Raw genomic sequence first — 21,062 nt, 5'->3', positions numbered from 1 at the left:
CCAAGAAGGCCGAAAAATAGGAGTTGTTCTGAATGAATGAGGTTGGCGTTGAACCCACCGCGGATCGGCAAAGAACGCTGTCACACCCGGAATCGCGGAATTCTTTCTTTCCACGGTTGAAGGGTCTACTGCGCGAGCCGCTGCTGCAGTTCCTGTTGATGGGCGTGGCGCTGTTTGTCATTTACGCCTACATGCATCGGGGCCGTGGCGGTGTCGAGTCTTCGAAGCAGATTGCGCTCACCGTGGACGACCTTCAGCTCATGGAGTCGTACTTCGAATCGCAGTGGCATCGTCCGCCTACGCCCGCCGAGTTTCAGGCTATGATCGAGGACAAGGTGCGCGAGGAGGTTCTCTACCGCGAGGCGCTAGCCCAGGGGCTGGATAAGGACGACACCATTGTCAAACGCCGCATGGCGCAGAAGATGCAGTTCCTTGCCGAAGATGTGGCCGCCGCGCATGAGCCATCCCCAACAGAGTTGAAGGCCTGGTTTGAGAAGCACCGCAGCAAGTTCTCCCTGCCCAGCCGCTACAGCTTCCGCCATCTTTATTTCTCTCCCGACAAGCGCGGTAAGAGTGCTCAAGAAGATGCGGCCAGGGTGTTGGCCAAGATCGCGGGCCAGCCGGGAGACTCCAGGCTCACGGTTTCGTCCGGCGATTCGTTCATGTTCCAGGACTACTATGGTGATCGCACGCCGGAAGCGATTGCCAAGGAGTTCGGGCCGCCCTTCGCGGTGGCGGTCGAGAAGTTGAAGCCGGGCTCGTGGCAGGGCCCAATTGAGTCAGGCTATGGATGGCATCTGGTTTTTGTCGATACTGTCATTCCCGGTCGCATCCCGGCGCTTGAAGAGATCGAGTCAGACGTGAAGACCGCGTGGCTTGGCGAGCAAAAGGTGACTGCGTGGCAAAGGACTTACGCGGAAATGCGTGCCAAGTACACCGTACTGCTGCCCACCCCCCCGGACAAAGATGCCTTGCGGAATCCAGCGCCCCCTCCGAAAAGACCGGTGCCTGCTCCATCAGGCGAGGGGCCATTGTGACTATCCTGCGTTCTCACCGAACCTGGATTCTTTCATGTTTGCTGGTGGCGGCCTCGGTCGCCTGGGCTCACGACGCGCGCCCGGCGTACCTGGAAATCAAAGAGACTGCGCCCGGCCAATACTCCGTTCTCTGGCGCACACCAGAGATGGCAGGTATGCGCCTGCCAATTGAACTCAGGATGCCCGGTGACATAAAAGAAGTACGAGAGCCGAGCATCCAGGAATTGGCTGATTCGCTCGTCGAGCGGCATTGGATCGACGCCGGCCCCAACGGCCTGGCCGGCAAGCGCATCGACTTCGTCGGTCTCCAGGCCACCATCACCGATGTTGTGGTTCACGTCGAGATGCTCGACCGACGAAAATGGATGACAATAGCTCACCCGTCGCAACCCTGGGTCGAGCTCGCCGCTACTCAGTCCACGCTGGGTGTAATGGGCACCTATATCGTCCAGGGTGTACGGCACATTCTGTTCGGTGCCGATCACATGCTGTTCGTACTCGGCCTGCTGTTGATCATCAAGGACCGATGGATGCTGATGAAGACCGTTACATCCTTTACCGTTGCTCATAGCATCACTCTGGCCATTGCGACGATGGGGTATGCGGAAGTACCCATCCTTCCTCTGAATGCCGCGATTGCGCTCAGCATACTATTTCTCGGCCCCGAAATCGTGCGTTCCTGGCGGGGCGAAACCAGCTTCACTCTTCGGCAGCCGTGGGTAGTGGCCTTCGCCTTTGGACTGCTGCACGGCTTTGGCTTTGCCAGCGCTCTCACCAACGCAGGCTTGCCGCGGCAAGAGCTGCCGTTGGCGCTCGTCAGTTTCAACGTCGGCGTAGAGCTCGGACAGCTCGGTTTCATCGCATTGATCCTGGCTCTTGAGCGCTCGTTCCGCATACTCGAAGTCCGTTGGCCGCGGTGGGCTCAGGCCCTTCCGGGCTATACCATCGGTTCGCTCGGCGCGTTTTGGACCGTGCAGCGCCTTGCAATCCTCCTTGGAGGCGCCCGATGAGCACAATACGACAGCGCGGTTTTTTCCGCGCGATGACACTGGTTGTATTCATGCTTCTGAATGCTGACTCTGCCTTTGCACATCCTCTGAAGGGCGAAGCTGTCGGCTTCCTGACAGGCTTTCGACATCCCGTCTCCGGACTGGATCATGTGCTGGCGATGGTAGCCGTCGGATTGTGGGGTGCTCAGCTCGGGGCGCCTGCCGTGTGGGTTTTGCCGGTAGCCTTTCCGATGGTCATGGCGTTCGGCGGAATGCTGGGCCTGATGGGCATACCACTCCCCGGAACGGAGTATGGCATCGCCTTATCCGCCATCCTGCTAGGAGCTGCGATCATGTTCGAAGTGCGACCTCCTCTTGCGCCGGCAGCTATGCTGGTTGGGTTCTTCGCCATCTTCCACGGGCATGCGCACGGAACCGAACTGCCGCCCGGCCAAAGCGCGCTGCTTTATAGCATGGGATTTGTCGTCGCTACTGGGTGCCTTCACGCCTTGGGGATCGGTATCGGTGCGGTCCATCGGTGGGCGTGGGGACAGAAACTGCTGCGAGCCGCGGGAGCATTGGTCGCTGTCGGGGGCACGTTTTTTATGTGGAGGGCGGTCCCATGAAAGATGCCACCCCATCTCGGCTGCCCTTCGTTGCCTTTGTTGTCTTCGTCTTTCTTATGTACGCGCTCCCCGCCGAGGCCCACCTCAACTCCACCGGTATGGGCCCCTTCTACGACGGACTGATGCACTTCCTGATGAGCCCCGAGGATATTGCTCCCGTGTTCGCACTGGCGCTACTGGCCGGACTGCGCGGCACCTGTTACGGACGGCGAGCACTGTTCACCCTTCCCATTGCATGGTTGGTCGGAGGTCTCACCGGACTAAGCGCCATGACGGCGAAGCCACATCCGTTTGTGGCGGCGGCCTGGTTTCTGCTGCTCGGAGGATTACTGGCCGCAGACGCGAGAGTTTCATTGCGTATGACTACTGCTCTTGCCGCTCTACTGGGTATCTATCACGGCTACTTGAATGGAATCGGCATGGGACAGTTCGACACTGCCGCAGTAGCGCTTCTCGGAATGATGTTCGCCGTGTTTGTCTTGATCGCGCTCTCTGCAGCGTTCGTAGTCCGGCTGCGCGGGCAGTGGGCTCGCATTGCCGTCCGCGTCGCTGGAAGCTGGATCGCAGCCAGCGGTCTTTTGATGCTCGGCTGGGCAGTTCGAACACGCTAGCCAAAAAGACTGACATTTTTGACAGTTTGCGCAATCCAGTCAAAAGAGTAGGCTTACTGGTCGTAGTCTTCGGGGGGATGTGTGCGTGGCGCAGGTTCCCAGGCTCGAAATCATGAAAGGACAAATCGCACTCTTCCCTCGCCATCACCGCCGATGTAGACGTTCCTCAGGCATGAGCCAAGGGAGTGATCATTGCACAGGCCGGTCGTTTCAGCGGATGGAGCCTCTACCTCAAGGACGGCAATCCAACCTACACCTACAACTACCTCGGCCTGCAGCGTTTCACCGTCGCCTCACTTCAATCCCTTCCCGCCGGCAAAGCGCGCCTCTCTCCTGTCCGAGGTCTCCGCGGATTCCCTCTGCCTCACGCCATTCTGGTAGTACTGAATCCACCAGATGGAGCATTTCACTCTCCTGACGCTGTGCAGCACCATAGAGGTCGTCGCCAGAAGCGAGCCGCCGTCAGCGAGGTACGGGGACCGTCTTCCAGCCCGAAGGCAGCACCGGCGCCGGACGCCAGCCATCGGAATCGCCAAATCGATGTTTGTTGTTCTCGATGTAGGCATCGAGATCGCGTAGGTCGAGAAGAAAGGGTCCGCCGCGCTGGTCCTGCACGATCGGGATAATCTCGTCCTGAATGAGCCGTCTTAGCTTCCACTCACTCATGGACAGATACGCGGCTGCCTCTTTGGTACGCAGCAGCCGGTGGGTCAGTATCGGCTCATCGGCCATAACACATTCCTCCGTAGCCTGGGAAGACATTTTCCGTGCGCTCGCAGTCGCACGCGAGCATGTCGGAGTTTGCGGCCAACTTGAATCTCGGTCAAATCGGCTTCGGACTACCCTTATGCGCGGAGGAGCTATGGCGTGGTGAGGAACGGTCGTGAGGGGTGGCGTCTCGCTGCTGCAGCCAGTGAGAGTGCTCGATCGAAAGGAACGACGACTCGCCGGAGACGAAGCTTTTGACGAGGAGGCGAGGCCAAACTTTTGGAGTTTAGCCAAAGAATAGCCAAAGTCGCTCTCTTCGGAAGGGCGACGGTTACAGCTAACTATTTGATTCTGTTGGTGCCGGGAGGGGGGGTCGAACCCCCACGGGCCGAAGCCCGGCGGATTTTGAGTCCGCTGCGTCTGCCAGTTCCGCCATCCCGGCTTCTTTGAACGGAGCACTCACGTCAGCGCTTCGCGCCCAAATCGTGCGCCTGAACCTCATGCCTCATTCAGTATCGCACAGGTATGTCCTGCTATCGAACCATCGGCCACAGCCATGCCGCGCCGCGCACACCGCTCGAATCGCCAAACTTCGCCTGCACTACAGTCGTGTCCGCCTCGCCGCCGAACACATAGGACGCCAGCCGCTTCGGCACGCTTTCGTAGAGATGGCTGGCCCGCGAGGCGCCGCCGCCAATCACGATCACATCCGGATCCAGAGTGTTGATGACGTTGGACAGCCCTCGTGCAAGGCGGTCCTCCCATCGATCGACCATCACCGCTGCATCCTTGTCGCCGGCCTCGAAGTCCGTAATGATCTCGCGCGCCGTGCGGCTCCTGCCCGTCATCTGCTTGTAGTCGCGCGCGAGGCCCGTTCCCGAGACCCACATCTCCATGCACCCGCGCTTGCCACAGTAGCACACCGGACCCGGATACTCCTCTTCCGTCGGCCACGGAAGCGGATTGTGCCCCCACTCTCCGCCCACACCGTTCTGTCCCGCATGCACCCTGCCATCGATCGCCACGCCTCCGCCGCATCCCGTCCCCAGAATCACGCCGAAGACGACATGGCTGCCCACCGCGGCGCCATCGGTCGCCTCCGAGACCGCAAAGCAGTTCGCATCGTTCGAAATCCGCACATCTCTACCAAGCGCCGCAGTCAGATCCTTATCCAGCGGGCGTCCGTTCAGCCACGTCGAGTTCGCATTCTTCACCAATCCCGTCTTCGCCGAGATGCTCCCTGGAATCCCCGCGCCAACGCTGCCGGTCGTACCCGTCTCCGCCTCCAGCCTGTGCACCAACCCCACCATGGCATCGATCGTACCTCGATAGTCGTCCCGAGGCGTATCCACCCGGTGCCGCACCAGCTCTCTACCATCCTTGTCGATCGCCAACGCTTCAATCTTCGTCCCACCCAGATCGATCCCGATTCGCATCTCCGGCTTTCCATCGCTTGCTGGCAATTCCCGTTCTCCATTCCTCGATCTCGCGCAGTGAACCTGTTTCAACCGCGTCGTCGCCGCACAACCATATCAGCATCGCATATGCGCTGCTCGTCTATTGCACTTTTCCGGATGGCCGCAGCCGCCGTAGCTCGGCCGCGCAGGCAATCGCATTCAGCGCCGCCAGTTTCAGGTTGTCCGACGCCATCCAGAGCCAGAACCTCGTCCCACGCTCCGCCTCCTCAAAGTCCCCCATCACCCGCACCATGATGTCCTCCTGACCGGCGGCGCTCAGGTTGCTCGGCGGCTCCGACGCTCCAGTCACCAGGTCGATGTGATCTCCCTCCAACGCTCCCTCTACCTCCTTGACTGTCGCCGGTTTCCTCAACTCCACCAGCACCGAGACGACATAGCCATGAAACACCGGCGCCTGCACCATCTGCAGAGCCAGCGGAGGCAGCGCACCATCGGAAAACCCTGCATACTCGCTGCGGATCCGCCGCTCCGTCGGCCCCAGCCTCACCCTCGCTCCCTCTCCCAGCGTGGGCAGCAGATTGAACGATACCTGCGCGTCATACTGCTCGCGAGGCAGGCTCTGAAACGAGAGCAGGCTCACCGTCTGCTGGTGCATCTCGTCCATCGCCGCCCGGCCGTGCTCCGATGCAGGCTCGAGCACCGTCGCAGCCACGCTTGCAATCTCCATCCGCGCACTCAGCCTCGCCGCAATCATCGCAAGCATGACCGCTGCCGGATGCGCCGCCACCACCGCCGGCGTTCGCAGATCGGGTTCCCGCCCCCGCGCTCTCTCTCCCAAGGCCTCGTTCACCCACGGAGACAGCACCAGCACATCCTTCTCCCGCTCCAGCGCATAGGTCAGGTCGACGATGCTCGCCCCTGCCCGTCGCGCCTCCTGCCAATGCCGCCGGGTGATCTCCGCATCACCGGTGAAGAAGACAAAATCCATCCGCTCAAACGACTCCGATTCGATTCGCTGAATAAACGCAGGCTCTTCTCCTGCCGTCGTCACCTGCCCGGCTGCGTCCTCTTCGTCATCCAGCAGAACGACATTCGAGGTTGCCAGAAGCGACTCCGCCAACTCATCGCTCAACTCTTTCCCCGCCAGCGACGAAGCACCGACGATCCCGATTCGATACAGTTTGTTCGCCATGTTCACCTGCAATCCCTTGTCTTCGTCTGGAACCCGCACCGCGTCTCACGATCGTGCTAATTTGCAGAACTACTGGCTGATTACGCCCGCCCGCCGTCTTTTCTGGCCCCACGAGTAGGCCAGCCGCGCCAGCACTCCCGACACCAGGTATCCCAACGCAATAATGATCAGCACATACTCTGAGTAAAGAGCAATCAGAGCGCCCACCGCCACGATCACCGCCACCAGTTGGAATGGATGCCGCTGCCCCAGTGCCGCCTCCTTGCCGCTCCAGAAACGCCACGTGCTCACCATCAGAAAGCCAGTAAACAAAATCAGGCAGAGCCACACAATCGCCAGCCGAGGGTCCGAGATCGGCGAGCCGCTCTCATAGTGAACCACTGACGCGATCACCCCCGCACCTGCCGGAATCGGCATCCCAACAAAGTACTTCTTCCCCGGACGCCCCGGATTCCGCGGCTGCGGATTCACGCTGATGTTGAACCGCGCCAGCCGGCTCGCTCCGCAGATCAGAAACAGAAAGCAGATGAAGACGCCCAGATGCACAATGCGATCCCGCAGTAGCGGATAATCCGTCGCCGGCAGCATTCGAAAGCCCCAGATGTACGCCAGCAAACTCGGCGCCACTCCAAACGTAATCACATCGGCCAGCGAGTCCAGTTCCCTGCCAAAGTCGCTCGCCGTGTTCGTCAGTCTCGCGATCATTCCGTCCACGCCATCGAAGAGCACCGCAAAGCCGATCGCCAGCGCAGCCCGGTCGAAGAACGCAGGCTCGCTCGCCGAACCCTGGATGCTCTGCGTAATCGCGTAATACCCCGCTGCAATATTGCCCGCAGTGAACAGCGACGGCAGCACATACATGCCCCGGCTTGGACGGCGTCGCGGCCTCCCGCTTGCGTCCACCTGCGCCACCTCGGGCACCCCGGCTGCCATCATGCCACCACTGCCGCCGCGGAGACGGTCGAACGCCCCACGGGCTCTGCAATCTCAGCCAGCACCGACGAGCCTCCGCGCACCCGCGCGCCCGTCTTCACCTTCAGGTTCGCCTCCGCAGGAAGCAGAACGTCCACCCTCGAGCCGAACTTGATCAGGCCTACGCGCTGCCCGCGTTCCACGCGATCCCCAGCCTTAAGGTCGCACACAATCCGCCGCGCCAGCAGTCCGGCAATCTGCTTGAAGCTCACCTCATAGTCCCCGGCGTCGATCACAATCAGCGTCTGTTCGTTGCTCAACACCGACTCTGCCTTCATCGCATTCAGAAACTTGCCCCTGCGAAACTCCACCAGCTTCACCGTGCCCGCCACCGGCGAACGGTTCACATGCACATCAAACACATTCAGAAAGATGCTCAGCCGCAGCCGGCTGCCACTGGTCGTCTCAATCCACTCCGCATCGGTCACCAACCCATCCGCAGGTGAAACAATCTGTCCAGGACCTGAAGGAATCACGCGCTCCGGATCGCGGAAGAACCACAGAAAAAACGCCGCCAGCACCAGCGGAAGCGCAAGCAGAACATGGGAGTGCGTCAGCAGCCACACCAGAACCGCCACCGCTCCCAGACCAAGCGCGTAGAAGAATCCGTCTCGAACCATAAGTGACTCGATTATACGGCCCAACGCACACACCACTCCTCTGCGTCGCTGGCCCTGACTCCACGGCCCGCCGTCAGCGTGCGCTCAGCCCTCCGATGCGGAGGCTTCCATCCGTCTGAGCCGCTCTATCTCGTCTTTCAGGCTCAGCTTCAGCTTCTTCAATCGCACCTCTTCCAGCTTCTCCGGCTCAGTCAGAAACAGCTTCGAACGCAGCGTGTCGAGCCTGCGATCATACAGGCTGTGCTCCTGTGCCAGCTGCTGGATGGTGGGGTGAAGGGCGGCCTTTGGAAGCTCCGTAAATCTGGCAGTCTGCATGAGACAGATACCTCCCGCTCAGACAACTTTCCCAATGCTTAGCTCATGAAACTACCACACGCTGACAAAGCGAGGCAAAGCCAGTTATCCACCGCCTGAGATCCCTCCACTTCTAAAGAAGTTACCCTCGCGTCCCCCAAAATCGCTCATCATTTCGACTGGAGCGGCCGAGCCGCGCAACGGAAAAACCCGCCTCTTGACCGCTCAGCCGCGCACGTCGATCCGCATCAGCACCGCATCGTCCGCAGGCTCGCGATAGTACCCCTTCCGCATCCCCACGCGAACAAAACCCAGCCTCTCGTAAAGCGCAATCGCACCATGATTCGCCGACCGCACTTCAAGCTCCACCGCATCAGCTCCCTGCCCCCTGCTCCACGCAATCACCGCCTCGCACAGTGCTCTGCCAGTCCCCGCACGCCGCGCCCCGGTCGCCACCGCCACGCTCTCCAACTCCCCGGAGACCTCTTCCCTTCCGATCGCCCGGCCCACCGCAAACCCAGCCAGTTCCCCACCGCTCTCCGCCACCAGCAGGCACCGCCGCACTCCCTCGCCCGCCGAACTCTCGACCATCGCCCCATACTCTCGCTCAGCCCAGTGCGGAGCCTCCGCCACCCCCCGCTCCAGCGCAACCACTGCGCCCACATCCTCCAGCCGCGCGGGCCGAATCGTCACTCCCACCGCACTCACTTGCCGCTCACCGCAGGCTTCGCAAAGATCTCCGCATCCGTCCGCCGCAGATAGTTCGCATCCAGCGTCGCTACATCATCAAACTGTTTGGCTGCAATCCTCTCCACAGCGAACTGCAGCGCATCTCCCGCAACAGGCTCCGCCACCAGCCGCGGCTTCAGCGCACTCAGCGCCTCCGCGACGCGCGCCTCGCACACCACTACCGCGCTCGCATCCGCCACAGCAGCAGCAACCGCTTCGCCGCTCAACAGAGCCTCCCGTACACACCTTCTCCCCACATACACCCCGCAGTAAAACTCTCCCCGCCCCGCATCCATCACCGCGCACACCTGCCCCGCAGCCTCGCCCGCAGCCGCAGCCAACACAGCCAGCCGCGACACCGCAATCACGCCCACGCCGCCCGCCTCGCTCAACCCCTTAGCCGCGCTCACCCCCACACGCACACCCGTAAATGACCCCGGCCCATGCACCACCACGATCCCAGCCAGCTCCCTCAGCCTCCACCCCGCGGCCTTCATCATCTCGCGCACCACCGGCACCAGCCGCTCCGAAGCACTCCGCCCCGGCAGCGACTCGCTCGACACAACAGCTCCACCCTCAGCCAGCGCAACACTGCCCTCCATCCCGCATGTATCCATCAGCAGCAGCTTCATCACGCCTCGCCCACAATCTCCAGCAGCACACCTCCCGTGCTCGCCGGATGCACAAAGAAGTAGCGGTGCCCTCCCGCGCCCACCCGCACCGCATCGCTCGCCAGCCGCACCCCATCCGCCTTCAACTTCGCAAACATCGCGTCGATCTCCTCCACCTGCACCGCAATGTGATGCAGCCCCTCTCCCCGCTTCGCAAGAAACTTCCCGATCACCGAGTCCTCCACCGTCGGCTCCAGCAGCTCAATCCTGCTCTCCCCCAGCGGAAGCATCGCCGTCTTCACCTGCTCAAACTCCACCGTCTCCTCATGCGCCACCTCCATCCCCAGCGCCTCATAAAAACCCTTCGCCGCGGCGATACTCTTCACCGCCACTCCCAGATGATCCAGCCGCAGCCCGCGAGCTTCCCCACTCCCCTTCCTCTGCGCCCCGCGCTTCGCATCCGCGCATCGCAGCACCGCCTCCATCAACTCCGCCACGCCCTCGCCCGTCGTGGCCACCGTCTTCACCACCGGAGCAACCCACCTGTCACTCGCCGCACCGAGCCCCTGCATCGACACAATCTCCGCGGCCACGCGATCCGCGCCCTCGCGATCGCTCTTGTTCACCACAAAGACGTCGGCCATCTCCATCACTCCCGCCTTCATGCTCTGAACGTCATCGCCCATCCCCGGCACCAGCACCAGCACCGTCACATCGGCCAGCCGAGCCACATCCACCTCGTCCTGCCCCACCCCCACCGTCTCGATCACAATCGCTCCACGCCCCGACGCCGCCAGCACATCGCACACATCTCCGACGGCGCGCGAGAGCCCACCCATCGCTCCCCGAGAAGCCATACTCCTCACATACACTCCCTCATCGTCCGCGATCCCCTGCATCCGTATCCGATCTCCCAGCAGAGCCCCACCCGTATAAGGACTCGTGGGATCGACCGCCACCACCCCCACCCTCTCCCCACGCCCGCGAAGCCACCGCACCATCTGCTCCACCAGTGTGCTCTTCCCCGCCCCCGGAGGCCCCGTCACCCCAATCCTCACCGCGTGGCTCTCGTGCACTCGCACCGCTGCCAGAAGCTGCGCCGCACCCGCACCGCCATCCTCTACCAGAGACACGGCTCTAGCCAGCGCCCGCACATCTCCCGCCCTCAGCCGCTCCAGCATCTGCCGCGCCTCTCTGCCCTCCGTCTTTACCTCTGCGCTCACCAAGTGCGATCATACCTCCCGCAGCCGCGCTGCCTTTCGACATACGCCGAACTACTTCCAGCCATGAATGCACTCTTTCACCTATAATTCCCGTGCCGTCATATCACCCCAAGGACTCAGCGTGAATCTACTGCACCGCTCCATCGCCACAGGACTCCTGCTCGCCTCCGCCTCTCTCGCCCACGCCCAGCTCCAAGGCTCCAAGCCCGACGAAACTCCCGTGAACCATCCCGTCCCCGCAATCCAGGACACCGAGACCCCCGCCCAGCGCGACGCCCGCATGGCCTGGTGGCGCGAGGCCCGCTTCGGCATGTTCATCCACTGGGGCCTCTACTCCATCCCCGCCGGCGAGTGGCACGGCCAGCGCACGACCCACATCGGCGAGTGGATCATGAACGACCTCTCCATCCCCGTCGCCGACTACAAGGCCTTCGCCACCCAGTTCAACCCCACCGGCTTCTCCGCACACGACATCGTCGCCCTCGCCAAATCCGCCGGCATGAAGTACATCGTCATCACCGCCAAGCACCACGACGGCTTCGCCATGTTCGACTCCAAGGCCGACCCCTTCAACATCGTCGTCGCCACACCCTTCAAGCGCGACCCCCTCAAGGAGCTCGCCGAAGAGTGCCGCAAGCAGGGCGTCAAGCTTGGCTTCTACTACTCGCAAGCCCAGGACTGGACCGCTCCCGGCGGTGCCGCCGCCGTACGTGGCGATCACAACAAAGAGACCGGCCACTGGGACAAAGCACAGGATGGCTCCTTCGACGAGTACCTCCACAAGAAGTCCATCCCCCAGATCAAAGAGCTGCTTGAGAACTACAAGGGCTACCCCGTCGTCGTCTGGTTCGATACCCCCACCAAAGCCATGACACCCGAGCGCGCCGCCGAGGTCGTCAAGCTCCTCAACAAATACCCCAACCTCATCTGGAACAACCGTCTCGGCGGAACCTACAAGGGCGACACCGAAACTCCCGAGCAGTACATCCCCGCCCAGGGCTACCCCGGCCGCGACTGGGAGTCCTGCATGACCATGAACGACACCTGGGGCTTCAAGTACTACGACACCAACTTCAAGTCAACCGAGACCCTCCTCCGCAACCTCATCGACATCGCCTCCAAGGGCGGCAACTACCTCCTCAACATCGGTCCTGACTCCAAGGGCATCGTTCCGCAACCGGAGGTAGAACGCCTCCAGCAGATGGGCCAGTGGCTCAAGGTCAACGGCGAGGCCATCTACGGAACCTCCGCAACCATCTTCGACACACCCACCGGAACCTTCTCCACCACCGAAAAGGGACGCAACGGCCAGCCCAAGTTCATCCCCACCTGGAACTGGCGCTCCACCACCAAGGGCAACAAAGTCTACGTCGAGATCTTCGACTGGAAGAACACCTTCCACGTAGACAAGATGCCCCGCAAGGTCACCAGCACCTACCTCCTCGCCGACCCCGCGCACAAGCCGCTCAAGTTCACCCAGAACGGCACCGCCCTCGACGTCCAGCTCCCCGAAAAAGCCCTCGACCCCATCGCCACCGTTCTCGTCCTCAACACCGCAAGCTGACTCTAAAGAATCAACGCAGGGTGCCCCACTCATGCCAAAGCGCTATGAGTGGGGTTTTGCTTTTGCTCTTCTTGTTGTCATCCCCGAAGGGGACCTGCTTTTTCATAAGTCTCGAAGGCTAGCCCCCAAACACACTGGTCGCAAGCAGTCGCTCGCTATTTCGACAGCCGTAGCGAATAGTCCTCTTGACTCTTCGAATTAATCCCGCTCGCGATTGCGGACAGAATCGCCAGAAAAAAGACGATAGCGAATAAATACTCGATCCCGCTGAGCACGATCAGAACTGCGCAACAGCCTGTGAGACTCCACATTGCGGCCGCCGCCACGCTGCTCCACCTCAAAGTCAGAAGAAAAATGGGATCATGAGCACTGAGAGATAACGGCGGCAAATGCACAAGAACCTCTGAAGCCAGGGACGGGACCAATTCCAAAGCCCGACGTCATCACGGCAAGAAAAGTGGCAAACAGAGAAAGCGGAATACCAACGCAAAGCAAAGTGATGTTGGCCCGGGAATAACGTGTATGAGTGACTTTCATCAGCAGGAAAAATATAACCTTCGAGACTTCCACCGTTAGTGATTTTTCCCCGCCTAGCAGCGGAAGAAGCTAAGTCCTGAATAAACAAGCATCTACTACTCCTTTTCCACACGGGGAGGCCTCCTACTTCACCTTCGTCGGATCCCACCCATCACTTCCCCGCAGATAAATATCCAAACCCTCCCGGCCACCGTCGAGAGCAGCCTAACGGGCCTTCGCACTGAACGCAAGAAGTGGACCGACCACTTATCCGCGACCCTCTGCGCATTACCCTTGACACACCTTACCTGCCAGCGACTATCCTCATCGACGACGCGTTCTCTTCCAATCCAACGGCCGACGCCGGCCCCAATTCCGCAATGGTCAGACCAGCATTGCCGCCGGAGCACCTTATTTCATGAACACTGCTGCCCGCTTACCCGAATCAGGCTCCTTCACCTCGGCCCCCGAAAAGTCCAACATCCGATGGTTCGTCTGCCTCCTTCTCTTCCTCGCGACCACCATCAACTACATGGACCGCAACGTCTTCGGCTACGTCGAGCCGCTCCTCCACAACGCTGCCTTCATGGGCTGGGATCACAACGCCGACAAGTTCCATCAGCCCGTCTTCGATAACAACTTCGGCGACGTCCTCATCTACTTCCAGATCGCCTACGGCTTCGGCTTCCTCTTCGCCGGCCGCATCATCGACAAGCTCGGCACCAAGACCGGCTACGCCCTCGCCATCGGCGTCTGGGCGCTCTCCTCCATGAGCCACTCGCTCGTCACCTCCGTCGCCGGCTTCTGCATCGCCCGTGTCTTTCTCGGATTAGGAGAATCCGGCAACTTCCCCGCCGCCATCAAGGCCGTCGCCGAGTGGTTCCCCACCGAAGAGCGCGCCAAGGCCGTCGGCCTCTTCAACTCCGGAGCCAACGCCTCCGCCCTCATCGCTCCCGCTCTCGTCGCCTGGGTCACCTCCCGCTTCGGCTGGCAGGCGGCCTTCCTCACCACCGGCTCGCTCGGCATGATCTGGCTCGTCATCTGGCTCGCCTTCCCATACAACAAGCTCCGCCGCGGAGCCACCCTCACCCAACAGAACCTCGAGCCCGTCACCGCAGGAAAGCCTCTCTATAGCACCCTCTTCAGCCACCGCGGCCTCTACGCCTTCGCCCTCGCCAAGGGACTCACCGACGGCGTCTGGTGGTTCTATCTCTTCTATCTCCCCCAGTTCCTCAATCGCAACTATGGCCTCTCGCTCGCGGACGCCTACTGGTACATCGTCACCGTGTACCTCGTCTCCTCCGTCGGCTCCATCTTCGGAGGAGCCCTCTCCGGCTGGCTCATGAATCGCGGCATGTCGGTCAACAACGGACGCAAGACCGCCATGCTCATCACCGCGCTTTGCGTTCTCCCCGTCATCCTCGTGCCGCACATGAGCGCACTGTTCCCCTCGAACGCCTGGCCCGCGACGCTGCTCATCGCGCTCGCCGCCGCCGCGCATCAGGGCTGGAGCGCCAATCTCTTCTCCACTCCCGCCGACATGTTCCCCTCCACCGCCGTCTCCACCGTCGTCGGCATCGGCGGTGCAGCCGGAGCACTCGGCGGAGCCGCCTTCACCTGGATCGTCAAGCACAACCTCTCCCTGCATCAGCTCCTCGTCTTCTCCATGGCCGCAGGTGCCTACGTCGTCGCGCTCGCCATCTTCCAACTCCTCGTCCCGCGTCTCGGCCAGCCCCGAACCGCATGACGTTCCACCTCAACGCGCAGAGCGTCGTCCTGCACTCCACGCGGCGTGCAGGACGACGCTTCAATCAACAGCAACCCGCGGCAGCAAACCGGCAAGCGCCGCACGGTCCGTGTTACCCTGTTTCGCAATTCGGGCAGGAGCCTTTAACGGCGTGAAAAAAGTGGTCCACGACAAACTCCAGGACGACCCCACCCCTCATAGCCAACTCACCATGCAGGTCGTCGAGCATGTCCGCTCGCTCATCGCCTCCGGTGAGGTCAAACCAGGCGACCGCCTGCCCCCCGAGCGCGAGCTAGCCCGCAAGCTCAAGATCAGCCGCTCCAGCCTACGCGCCGGCATCGGCTTCCTCTCCGCCATGGGCGTCCTCAAGAGCCGCCACGGCGCCGGAACCTTCGTCTCCTCCGGGCCTCCCGCGCTCGACTCCAACTCCCTCACCGTCCTCGGCGCCCTCCACGGCTTCCTCCCCTGGCAGATGTTCGAGGCCCGCCTCGTCCTCGAGTCCTCCGTCGCCGCCCTCGCCGCCGAGCGCGCCACCGACGAGCACATCGCCGAGCTCGCCGAAGAGGTCGCCGAGATGTACGCCTCCCTCACCGATCCCCAGGAGTACCTCATCCACGATGTGCGTTTCCACCGCACCATCGCCCGCGCCGCTGGCAATCCCATCCTCGGCGCCCTAATGGAGACCATCACGGCCAACCTCTACGACTACCGCTCCAAGACCGTCCAGAACGCACAGGACCTCAAGGAGTCCGCCGAGATGCACCGCGAGATCTACCGCGCCATCCGCTCCCACAACCCCACCCTCGCCCGCCAGACCATGGAGCAGCACCTCAACCTCGCCCGCACCGCCCAGGCCGCCGAGACCAACACCCCCGCCCCCGTCGTCGAAGATGACGCCGCCGACCTCGCCACCGAATCCAAAACCTCCGCGGCCTCGTAAGTCCGCGCCCCTCCACCAATCCGTCATACTGAGCCGAAGGCGAAGAACCCCCGCATTTTGCCTTTCTCGCGCCGAGTGCCCGGGTGCCGCATTCATGCAGCTGCATCGCATGAGCGGGGCAACCGCGCGAAGCGCGACCCGTCCTCTCCCAACATCTCCCCAAATTGTCATTTCGACCGGAGCGACTTGAGCCGCGCAGCGGAGAAACCCGCTTCTCTACCACAGGCGATCCCCCCACCCTGCTAAACTGGCCTTTACCGCCCCATGTCTGACACAGCGAAGAAGTTCTACCTCACCACCCCGATCTACTATGTCAACGCGCGCCCCCACATCGGCCACGCCTACACCACCATCGCGGCCGACGTCATCGCCCGCCGCCAGCGCACGCTCCTCGGCAACGAAAACGTCTGGTTCCTCACCGGAACCGACGAGCACGGCCAGAAGGTCCAGCGCTCCGCCCAGGCCGCCGGAATCACCCCGCAGCAGTTCACCGACGAGGTCTCCCAGCAGTTCCGCGATCTCTGGCAGCGCATGGGAATCACCAACAACGACTACATCCGCACCACCGAACCCCGCCACGTGCACGGCGTCCAGAAGCTCTTCAATGAGCTCTACCAGCGCGGCCACATCTACCTCGACACCTACACCGGCCAGTACTCCGTAGGCGAAGAGATGTTCGTCGAGGGTCCCCCAGGCACCATCGGCCCCGACGGCAAACCCACCGAGACCGTCACCGAAGAGAACTTCTACTTCCGCCTCTCCGCCTTCCAGGCCGAGCTCATCGATAGAATCGAAGCCGACGAAGACGACCCCAAGGCCTTCCGCATCGAACCCGAAGCCCGCCGCAACGAAGTCCTGAGCTTTCTCCGCGGCGATCTCAACAACGGCGCGGAGACCAAGCTCTCCGCCAAAGGTACCCCCTACGTCCCCGGCGCCCTCAAAGATCTCTCCATCTCCCGCAGTTCTTTCGACTGGGGCATCCCCGTCCCCGAGCCAGCCGCCTCGACTACGCAGAAGAAGCACGTCATCTACGTCTGGCTCGACGCCCTCGCCAACTACATGACCGCCGTTGGCTACGGCAGCGAAGACCCCGCTCAACAAGCGCAATTCAAAAAATTCTGGCCAGCCGACCTCCACCTCGTCGGCAAGGAGATCATCCGCTTCCACTGCGTCTACTGGCCCGCCTTCCTCCTCGCCGCCGGGCTTCCACTGCCAAAGAAAGTGCAAGCCCACGGCTGGCTCCTCTTCGAAGAGTCGAAGATGTCCAAATCGCGCGGCAACATCGTCCGCACCGAGACCATCCTCGACGCCTTCGGCTCACTCAAGCCCAAGCCCATCGGCTGGCCCGGCGCGCCCCTCAGCGACGAATGCTGGAAGCACGAGCAGGACCTCTTCGCCTCCGACGTCCTCCGCTACTTCCTGCTTCGCGAGATACCCTTCGGCCAGGACGGCTCCTTCTCCTTCGACGCCCTCGTCCAGCGCTACAACTCCGACCTAGCCAACGGCTACGGAAACTTAGTCAGCCGTACACTGACGATGATCGAGAAGAACCACGAAGGCGCACACCCTGGCCTCACGACACCAGCCAGCGATGCTCTCGCCGAAATGGCAAACAAGCTCGCAGGCTCCGCCATCGCTCTCATCGATGCCGTCGCCGACGACTTCGCCGCTCTGCGCTTCACTCGCATCCTCACCAACATCTCTGCCTACATCACCGAGGTCGACGGCTTCTTCTCCTTCGGCACACCGTGGAAGCTCGCCAAGTCCGACGACCCCGCAGCGAAACAGGATCTCCGCGCTATCCTCTCCACCACAGCCGAAGCGATCCGCGTCATCACCGTCCTGCTCTACCCAATCCTCCCCTGCTCAACCGCTCAGGTCTGGGAGCAACTAGGCCTCGGAGACATCGAAGCCGCCGCGCGCAACGGCGAGTTCAACAACCTCACATGGGGAGGCCTCACCCCCGGCACAAAGCTCGGCCCCCTCGGCCCCATCTTCCCCCGCGCCCCCAAGGAACTCATCCAGGTCATGACCGACGCCGAAAACACTACCACTACTCCCACGCCCTCAAGGCTAGTCGACGAGAAGGCCAATCACACCACCGCTGCCCCGGATGAATCCACCCACCCCGGCGCAGCCCCGCGCACCAGCGCCCTTCCGTCCGACAACCCCGGCACACAGGTCGGCGCCTCATCCGCCGTCGTCCCTGAGCTCTCCAAGCCGCCTGCGCCCCACACTGAAGCTCACGCCTCCGGGGTCTTCTCGGCAGATGCCGCCGCGGCCACCCCGCAGATCGCCATCGACGACTTCGCCAAGGTCGACCTCCGAGTCGCCAGGGTCCTCGTCGCCGAGCGCATCCCCAAAGCCGACAAGCTCCTCCGCCTCGAGGTCGACCTCGGCACCGAGCGCCGCCAGATCCTCTCCGGCATCGCCGAGTGGTACACCCCCGAAGAGCTCATCGGCCGCCGCATCATCGTCATCGCCAATCTCGCCCCCCGCAAGATGCGCGGCCTCGAGTCCCACGGCATGCTCCTCGCCGCCTCCCACGGCGAAAACGGCAAGCCCATCCTCGCCACCTTCGCCGAAGGGGACGACATCGCCCCCGGCTCCCGCCTCAGGTAAGGCGGCAGTTGCAGCTTAGAGGTTGTTCGGACGAAACTCTCATGGACGACCTGCAACCGGCACCCCACAGGAGGAAGCGATGAAAGCATGGCAGCTCCGGGCCTTCGGCCGCGAAAACCTCTCCCTCAACGAAGTCCCCGACCCCACCCCTGGCCCCGGCGAGGCCCTCGTCCGCATCTCCTCCGTCTCGCTCAACTACCGCGACAAGCTCCTCTACGAGGGCAACTACAACCCGCACCTCGAGTTCCCCATCACCCAGGTCGCCGACGCCGTCGGCGAGGTCGTCGCCCTCGGTCCCAACACCACGCGCGTCAAGGTCGGCGACCGCGTCGTCACCAACTACTGCACACGCTGGATCGACGGCCCTCCCACCACCAAGGAGTCCCTCTACAGCCTCGGCAACATCATCCCCGGCGCCCTCGCCGAGTACCTCGTCCTCAGCGAAAACGCCATCGCCCTCGCCCCCTCCTACCTCACCAACGACGAAGCCGCCGCCCTTCCCTGCGCCGGCCTCACCGCCTGGTACTCCCTCGTCGAAAAGGGCGGCCTTACCACGGGCCAGACCGTCCTCGTCCAGGGCACCGGCGGAGTCTCCCTCTTCGGCCTCCAGATCGCCCACGCCCTCGGCGCTACCGTCATCGCCACCTCATCCAGCGACAAAAAGCTCCAGCGCGCAAAATTCCTCGGCGCCACCGACACTATCAACTACAAGACCCACCCCGAATGGCAGGACGAAGCCCTCGCCCTCACCAACAAACAGGGCGTCGATCACATCCTCGAGGTCGTCGGCGGCCCCAACCTCGCCCGCTCCATCAAGGCCATCCGCCCCCAGGGCCAGATCTCCATCATTGGCATCATCGAAGGCTTCGACGCCACCATCCCCCTCTTCGGCATCATCCAGAAACAGGCCATCATCCGCGGAATCTCCGTCGGCCCCCTCCGCGCCCTCGAACGCATGCTCAAAAAGTTCAACGAGCTCAAACTCCACCCCGTCATCGACACGGTCTACGCCTTCAACGACGCCCGCGCCGCCTTCGACCACCTCGAACGCGGAGCCTTCGGCAAGATCGTCATCCGCGTCCGCGACTAGTGACTCCGCCACCTCACCGTCACGCCAACACCTCAATCTCGACGCATCGCCGAAACATGAATCTCGACCGATCGGCCGAACCATCATCTCGACTAATCACGGGAAAACAGTCATCTCGACCGAAGCAGCGGACGGCCTTATCGTCCGCTGCGAAGTGGAGAGACCCTGTATTTGTCTTTCGCGCCACCACCCACTTCGTAAAGCTGGCGACCCATCTTCGGCGCGGCTTCATCACCGAAGATGGTCATCCGCGCAAAGACGCGAACCGCTCGCCACAAACGTTGTCATTTTTCGACCGGAGTGGCTTGAGCCGCGGAGTGGAGAAACCCGCTTCTCTACCACTGCCCTCTCCCAACAGAAAGCCGCTCCTCACCCCTCCGCGCGGCTGATCGCAATCACAAAATAATTCGCCGGAGTCGTCCCGACATTCTTCAGCCCATGCATCACGTTCGAAGCATTAAAGATCACTCCACCCGGGCCCACGCGGCTCTTCGTCCCATTGCTGTCCACCTCAAGATCGCCTTCCCGGATAAACAGAAACTCCGAGTGCCGATGCTTGTGCGGCGGATGCGGCATCTGTCCCGGAGGCAGCGTTGTCTCATGCACCTCCACCGGCTCGCCCGTAGTCAGAACGCCCTGCACCACTGCCCGCGAAGCCCCTCCGTTGGCATTGTTCTTCACCGGAAGCGAATCGAACGTCCACGTCTTCGACTCCGACAGCACATCGTTCGTCCTAGCCTGCGCCCCAGCCAGAGGCCCACCAGCCCCAACGGCCGCCAGCGCCGAAAGGGCTACACAAAGTTCACGACGGTTCAGATCTTTCATGCCCGCCATCCTACTCCACCGGTCCGACCTCTCGCTTCACAAAAAGCTGCCATGCGACGATCGTGTTTCCGTTCCACCAGGCGGTAGCCCTTCTCACTCAACCGTCATTCTGAGCGAAGCGAAGAATCTCAGCAGTTCGCCCGAAGCGCCACTAACGCCAACTGGGGGAACTCTCTTCGAGGGTGTCATCCCTGACCGTAGCGGCAAAGCCGCGAAGTCGAAGGATCCGCGGCCGAGTCGCACATCATCTATTACGCATTCGACGTTCTTGTTCACAAGGGGCACGACCTTACCCAAATTCCGCTCGCAGAACGAAGAGACATTCTGCGCTCCATCATTCAACCCACGGAACACGTCGATCTTTCAGCCGTCGCAGATAAAACTGCAGCGGAGATGCTTGCCTTCGTTCGCGAGCATGGCCTAGAAGGGATTGTCGCGAAGCGCGCCGATAGCGTGTATCAGCCGGGGAAGCGATCAGGACTATGGGTCAAGCACCGAATCAGCCTCGGCCAGGAGTTCGTTGTGGGGGCTACGTTTTCAAGCAATCTTGGTCTTGATTCCTTGGTGGCGGGTTTTTATCGCGGAACGGATCTCATATACGCCTCCCGCGTTCGAGCAGGCTTCACCCTGAAACCAGGCGGGAGGTGTTCGAGAGAATCAAACACCTGCAGACCTCACGCTCCCCCTTCGTGAATCTTCCCGAGATCGCCGCAGGGCGATGGGGATAG

General features: G+C 62.1%; 19 protein-coding genes, 1 tRNA gene and 1 pseudogene. 10 read left to right on the top strand and 11 right to left on the bottom strand.

The annotated features are described in order from the left end of the window. The first annotated feature begins 32 nt into the window (after positions 1-32). The 4 genes from Q363_RS15800 to Q363_RS15785 are packed head-to-tail and all read left to right on the top strand — an operon-like array spanning position 33 to position 3,263. Entirely contained in the window at positions 33-1,037 is a 1,005-nt protein-coding gene (locus Q363_RS15800; protein WP_051978837.1) for a peptidyl-prolyl cis-trans isomerase, read from the top strand. A gap of 44 nt (positions 1,038-1,081) precedes the next feature. After that, the gene (locus Q363_RS15795) at positions 1,082-2,047 is read left to right on the top strand and encodes a HupE/UreJ family protein (protein ID WP_245632251.1); all 966 of its coding nucleotides are present in this window, start codon (positions 1,082-1,084) and stop codon (positions 2,045-2,047) included. Next, positions 2,044-2,652: a HupE/UreJ family protein gene (locus Q363_RS15790; protein ID WP_051978836.1), complete on the top strand. Its 609-nt coding sequence runs from the start codon at positions 2,044-2,046 to the stop codon at positions 2,650-2,652. Before Q363_RS15795 ends, Q363_RS15790 begins: the two co-directional genes overlap by 4 nt. Further along, the gene (locus tag Q363_RS15785) at positions 2,649-3,263 is read left to right on the top strand and encodes a HupE/UreJ family protein (RefSeq protein WP_051978835.1); all 615 of its coding nucleotides are present in this window, start codon (positions 2,649-2,651) and stop codon (positions 3,261-3,263) included. The genes Q363_RS15790 and Q363_RS15785 overlap by 4 nt, the downstream gene beginning before the upstream one ends. Before the next feature lie 462 nt (positions 3,264-3,725). On the opposite strand, the gene Q363_RS15780 is transcribed toward Q363_RS15785, so the two are convergent. The 10 genes from Q363_RS15780 to meaB form a co-directional block, all read right to left on the bottom strand. Next, positions 3,726-3,995, bottom strand: coding sequence for a helix-turn-helix domain-containing protein (locus Q363_RS15780; protein WP_035351932.1), 270 nt, complete (start codon positions 3,993-3,995; stop codon positions 3,726-3,728). A 331-nt stretch (positions 3,996-4,326) separates the two neighbouring features. Continuing rightward, positions 4,327-4,413 (bottom strand) — tRNA-Leu (locus Q363_RS15775). Positions 4,414-4,504: 91 nt separating this feature from the next. Further along, a complete protein-coding gene (mak, locus tag Q363_RS15770; protein ID WP_245632249.1) occupies positions 4,505-5,434 on the bottom strand; it encodes a fructokinase in 930 nt (309 codons plus the stop codon). 94 nt (positions 5,435-5,528) lie between these two features. Further along, complete coding sequence (locus Q363_RS15765; RefSeq protein WP_035351983.1) at positions 5,529-6,581, bottom strand: Asd/ArgC dimerization domain-containing protein; 1,053 nt, start codon at positions 6,579-6,581, stop codon at positions 5,529-5,531. A gap of 69 nt (positions 6,582-6,650) precedes the next feature. Then, a complete protein-coding gene (pssA, locus tag Q363_RS15760) occupies positions 6,651-7,517 on the bottom strand; it encodes a CDP-diacylglycerol--serine O-phosphatidyltransferase (RefSeq protein ID WP_051978834.1) in 867 nt (288 codons plus the stop codon). Next, the gene (locus tag Q363_RS15755; protein ID WP_051978833.1) at positions 7,514-8,173 is read right to left on the bottom strand and encodes a phosphatidylserine decarboxylase; all 660 of its coding nucleotides are present in this window, start codon (positions 8,171-8,173) and stop codon (positions 7,514-7,516) included. The genes pssA and Q363_RS15755 overlap by 4 nt, the downstream gene beginning before the upstream one ends. A gap of 84 nt (positions 8,174-8,257) precedes the next feature. Further along, the gene (locus tag Q363_RS15750; protein ID WP_035351929.1) at positions 8,258-8,488 is read right to left on the bottom strand and encodes a DUF465 domain-containing protein; all 231 of its coding nucleotides are present in this window, start codon (positions 8,486-8,488) and stop codon (positions 8,258-8,260) included. 204 nt (positions 8,489-8,692) lie between these two features. Further along, positions 8,693-9,175: a GNAT family N-acetyltransferase gene (locus Q363_RS15745; protein WP_035351927.1), complete on the bottom strand. Its 483-nt coding sequence runs from the start codon at positions 9,173-9,175 to the stop codon at positions 8,693-8,695. Beyond that, positions 9,172-9,828 (bottom strand): tRNA (adenosine(37)-N6)-threonylcarbamoyltransferase complex dimerization subunit type 1 TsaB, encoded by a 657-nt coding sequence (tsaB, locus tag Q363_RS15740; protein WP_051978832.1) that lies wholly within the window; start codon positions 9,826-9,828, stop codon positions 9,172-9,174. The genes Q363_RS15745 and tsaB overlap by 4 nt, the downstream gene beginning before the upstream one ends. Beyond that, the gene (meaB, locus tag Q363_RS15735) at positions 9,828-11,030 is read right to left on the bottom strand and encodes a methylmalonyl Co-A mutase-associated GTPase MeaB (protein WP_051978839.1); all 1,203 of its coding nucleotides are present in this window, start codon (positions 11,028-11,030) and stop codon (positions 9,828-9,830) included. The genes tsaB and meaB overlap by 1 nt, the downstream gene beginning before the upstream one ends. Before the next feature lie 121 nt (positions 11,031-11,151). On the opposite strand from meaB, the gene Q363_RS15730 reads away from it, so the two are divergent. The 5 genes from Q363_RS15730 (at position 11,152) to Q363_RS15710 (ending at position 19,509) form a co-directional block, all read left to right on the top strand. Beyond that, the gene (locus Q363_RS15730) at positions 11,152-12,594 is read left to right on the top strand and encodes an alpha-L-fucosidase (protein WP_051978831.1); all 1,443 of its coding nucleotides are present in this window, start codon (positions 11,152-11,154) and stop codon (positions 12,592-12,594) included. A gap of 934 nt (positions 12,595-13,528) precedes the next feature. After that, positions 13,529-14,857 (top strand): MFS transporter, encoded by a 1,329-nt coding sequence (locus Q363_RS15725; RefSeq protein ID WP_051978830.1) that lies wholly within the window; start codon positions 13,529-13,531, stop codon positions 14,855-14,857. 151 nt (positions 14,858-15,008) lie between these two features. Beyond that, positions 15,009-15,797 carry a FadR/GntR family transcriptional regulator gene (locus Q363_RS15720; protein WP_051978829.1) on the top strand — a complete coding sequence of 263 codons (789 nt, stop codon included), beginning with the start codon at positions 15,009-15,011 and terminating at the stop codon, positions 15,795-15,797. 264 nt (positions 15,798-16,061) lie between these two features. Continuing rightward, entirely contained in the window at positions 16,062-18,419 is a 2,358-nt protein-coding gene (gene metG, locus Q363_RS15715; RefSeq protein ID WP_035351921.1) for a methionine--tRNA ligase subunit beta, read from the top strand. Positions 18,420-18,498: 79 nt separating this feature from the next. Further along, a complete protein-coding gene (locus tag Q363_RS15710; protein ID WP_035351918.1) occupies positions 18,499-19,509 on the top strand; it encodes a zinc-dependent alcohol dehydrogenase family protein in 1,011 nt (336 codons plus the stop codon). 369 nt (positions 19,510-19,878) lie between these two features. On the opposite strand, the gene Q363_RS15705 is transcribed toward Q363_RS15710, so the two are convergent. After that, complete coding sequence (locus Q363_RS15705) at positions 19,879-20,334, bottom strand: cupin domain-containing protein (protein WP_035351965.1); 456 nt, start codon at positions 20,332-20,334, stop codon at positions 19,879-19,881. Between the two features lie 219 nt (positions 20,335-20,553). Here Q363_RS15705 and Q363_RS46280 point away from each other — a divergent pair. Next, positions 20,554-21,027: pseudogene (locus tag Q363_RS46280) on the top strand (ATP-dependent DNA ligase); the annotation flags it as partial. Between the last annotated feature and the right edge of the window lie 35 nt (positions 21,028-21,062).

Source organism: Edaphobacter aggregans DSM 19364 (assembly GCF_000745965.1).
GTDB lineage: Bacteria > Acidobacteriota > Terriglobia > Terriglobales > Acidobacteriaceae > Edaphobacter > Edaphobacter aggregans.
The sequence above is the reverse complement of the archived record's forward strand: the minus strand, read 5'-3'. Positions and strand labels throughout refer to the sequence as shown.

Excerpts from the sequence above, each read along its gene's own strand:
- pssA (WP_051978834.1), bottom strand. The coding sequence starts at position 7,517 with ATGATGGCAGCCGGGGTGCCCGAGGTGGCGCAGGTGGACGCAAGCGGG.
- Q363_RS15705 (WP_035351965.1), bottom strand. The coding sequence starts at position 20,334 with ATGAAAGATCTGAACCGTCGTGAACTTTGTGTAGCCCTTTCGGCGCTG.
- tsaB (WP_051978832.1), bottom strand. The coding sequence starts at position 9,828 with ATGAAGCTGCTGCTGATGGATACATGCGGGATGGAGGGCAGTGTTGCG.
- Q363_RS15725 (WP_051978830.1), top strand. The coding sequence starts at position 13,529 with ATGAACACTGCTGCCCGCTTACCCGAATCAGGCTCCTTCACCTCGGCC.
- metG (WP_035351921.1), top strand. The coding sequence starts at position 16,062 with ATGTCTGACACAGCGAAGAAGTTCTACCTCACCACCCCGATCTACTAT.
- Q363_RS15750 (WP_035351929.1), bottom strand. The coding sequence starts at position 8,488 with ATGCAGACTGCCAGATTTACGGAGCTTCCAAAGGCCGCCCTTCACCCC.
- Q363_RS15785 (WP_051978835.1), top strand. The coding sequence starts at position 2,649 with ATGAAAGATGCCACCCCATCTCGGCTGCCCTTCGTTGCCTTTGTTGTC.
- Q363_RS15755 (WP_051978833.1), bottom strand. The coding sequence starts at position 8,173 with ATGGTTCGAGACGGATTCTTCTACGCGCTTGGTCTGGGAGCGGTGGCG.
- Q363_RS15765 (WP_035351983.1), bottom strand. The coding sequence starts at position 6,581 with ATGGCGAACAAACTGTATCGAATCGGGATCGTCGGTGCTTCGTCGCTG.
- Q363_RS15780 (WP_035351932.1), bottom strand. The coding sequence starts at position 3,995 with ATGGCCGATGAGCCGATACTGACCCACCGGCTGCTGCGTACCAAAGAG.
- Q363_RS15800 (WP_051978837.1), top strand. The coding sequence starts at position 33 with ATGAATGAGGTTGGCGTTGAACCCACCGCGGATCGGCAAAGAACGCTG.
- Q363_RS15790 (WP_051978836.1), top strand. The coding sequence starts at position 2,044 with ATGAGCACAATACGACAGCGCGGTTTTTTCCGCGCGATGACACTGGTT.
- Q363_RS15710 (WP_035351918.1), top strand. The coding sequence starts at position 18,499 with ATGAAAGCATGGCAGCTCCGGGCCTTCGGCCGCGAAAACCTCTCCCTC.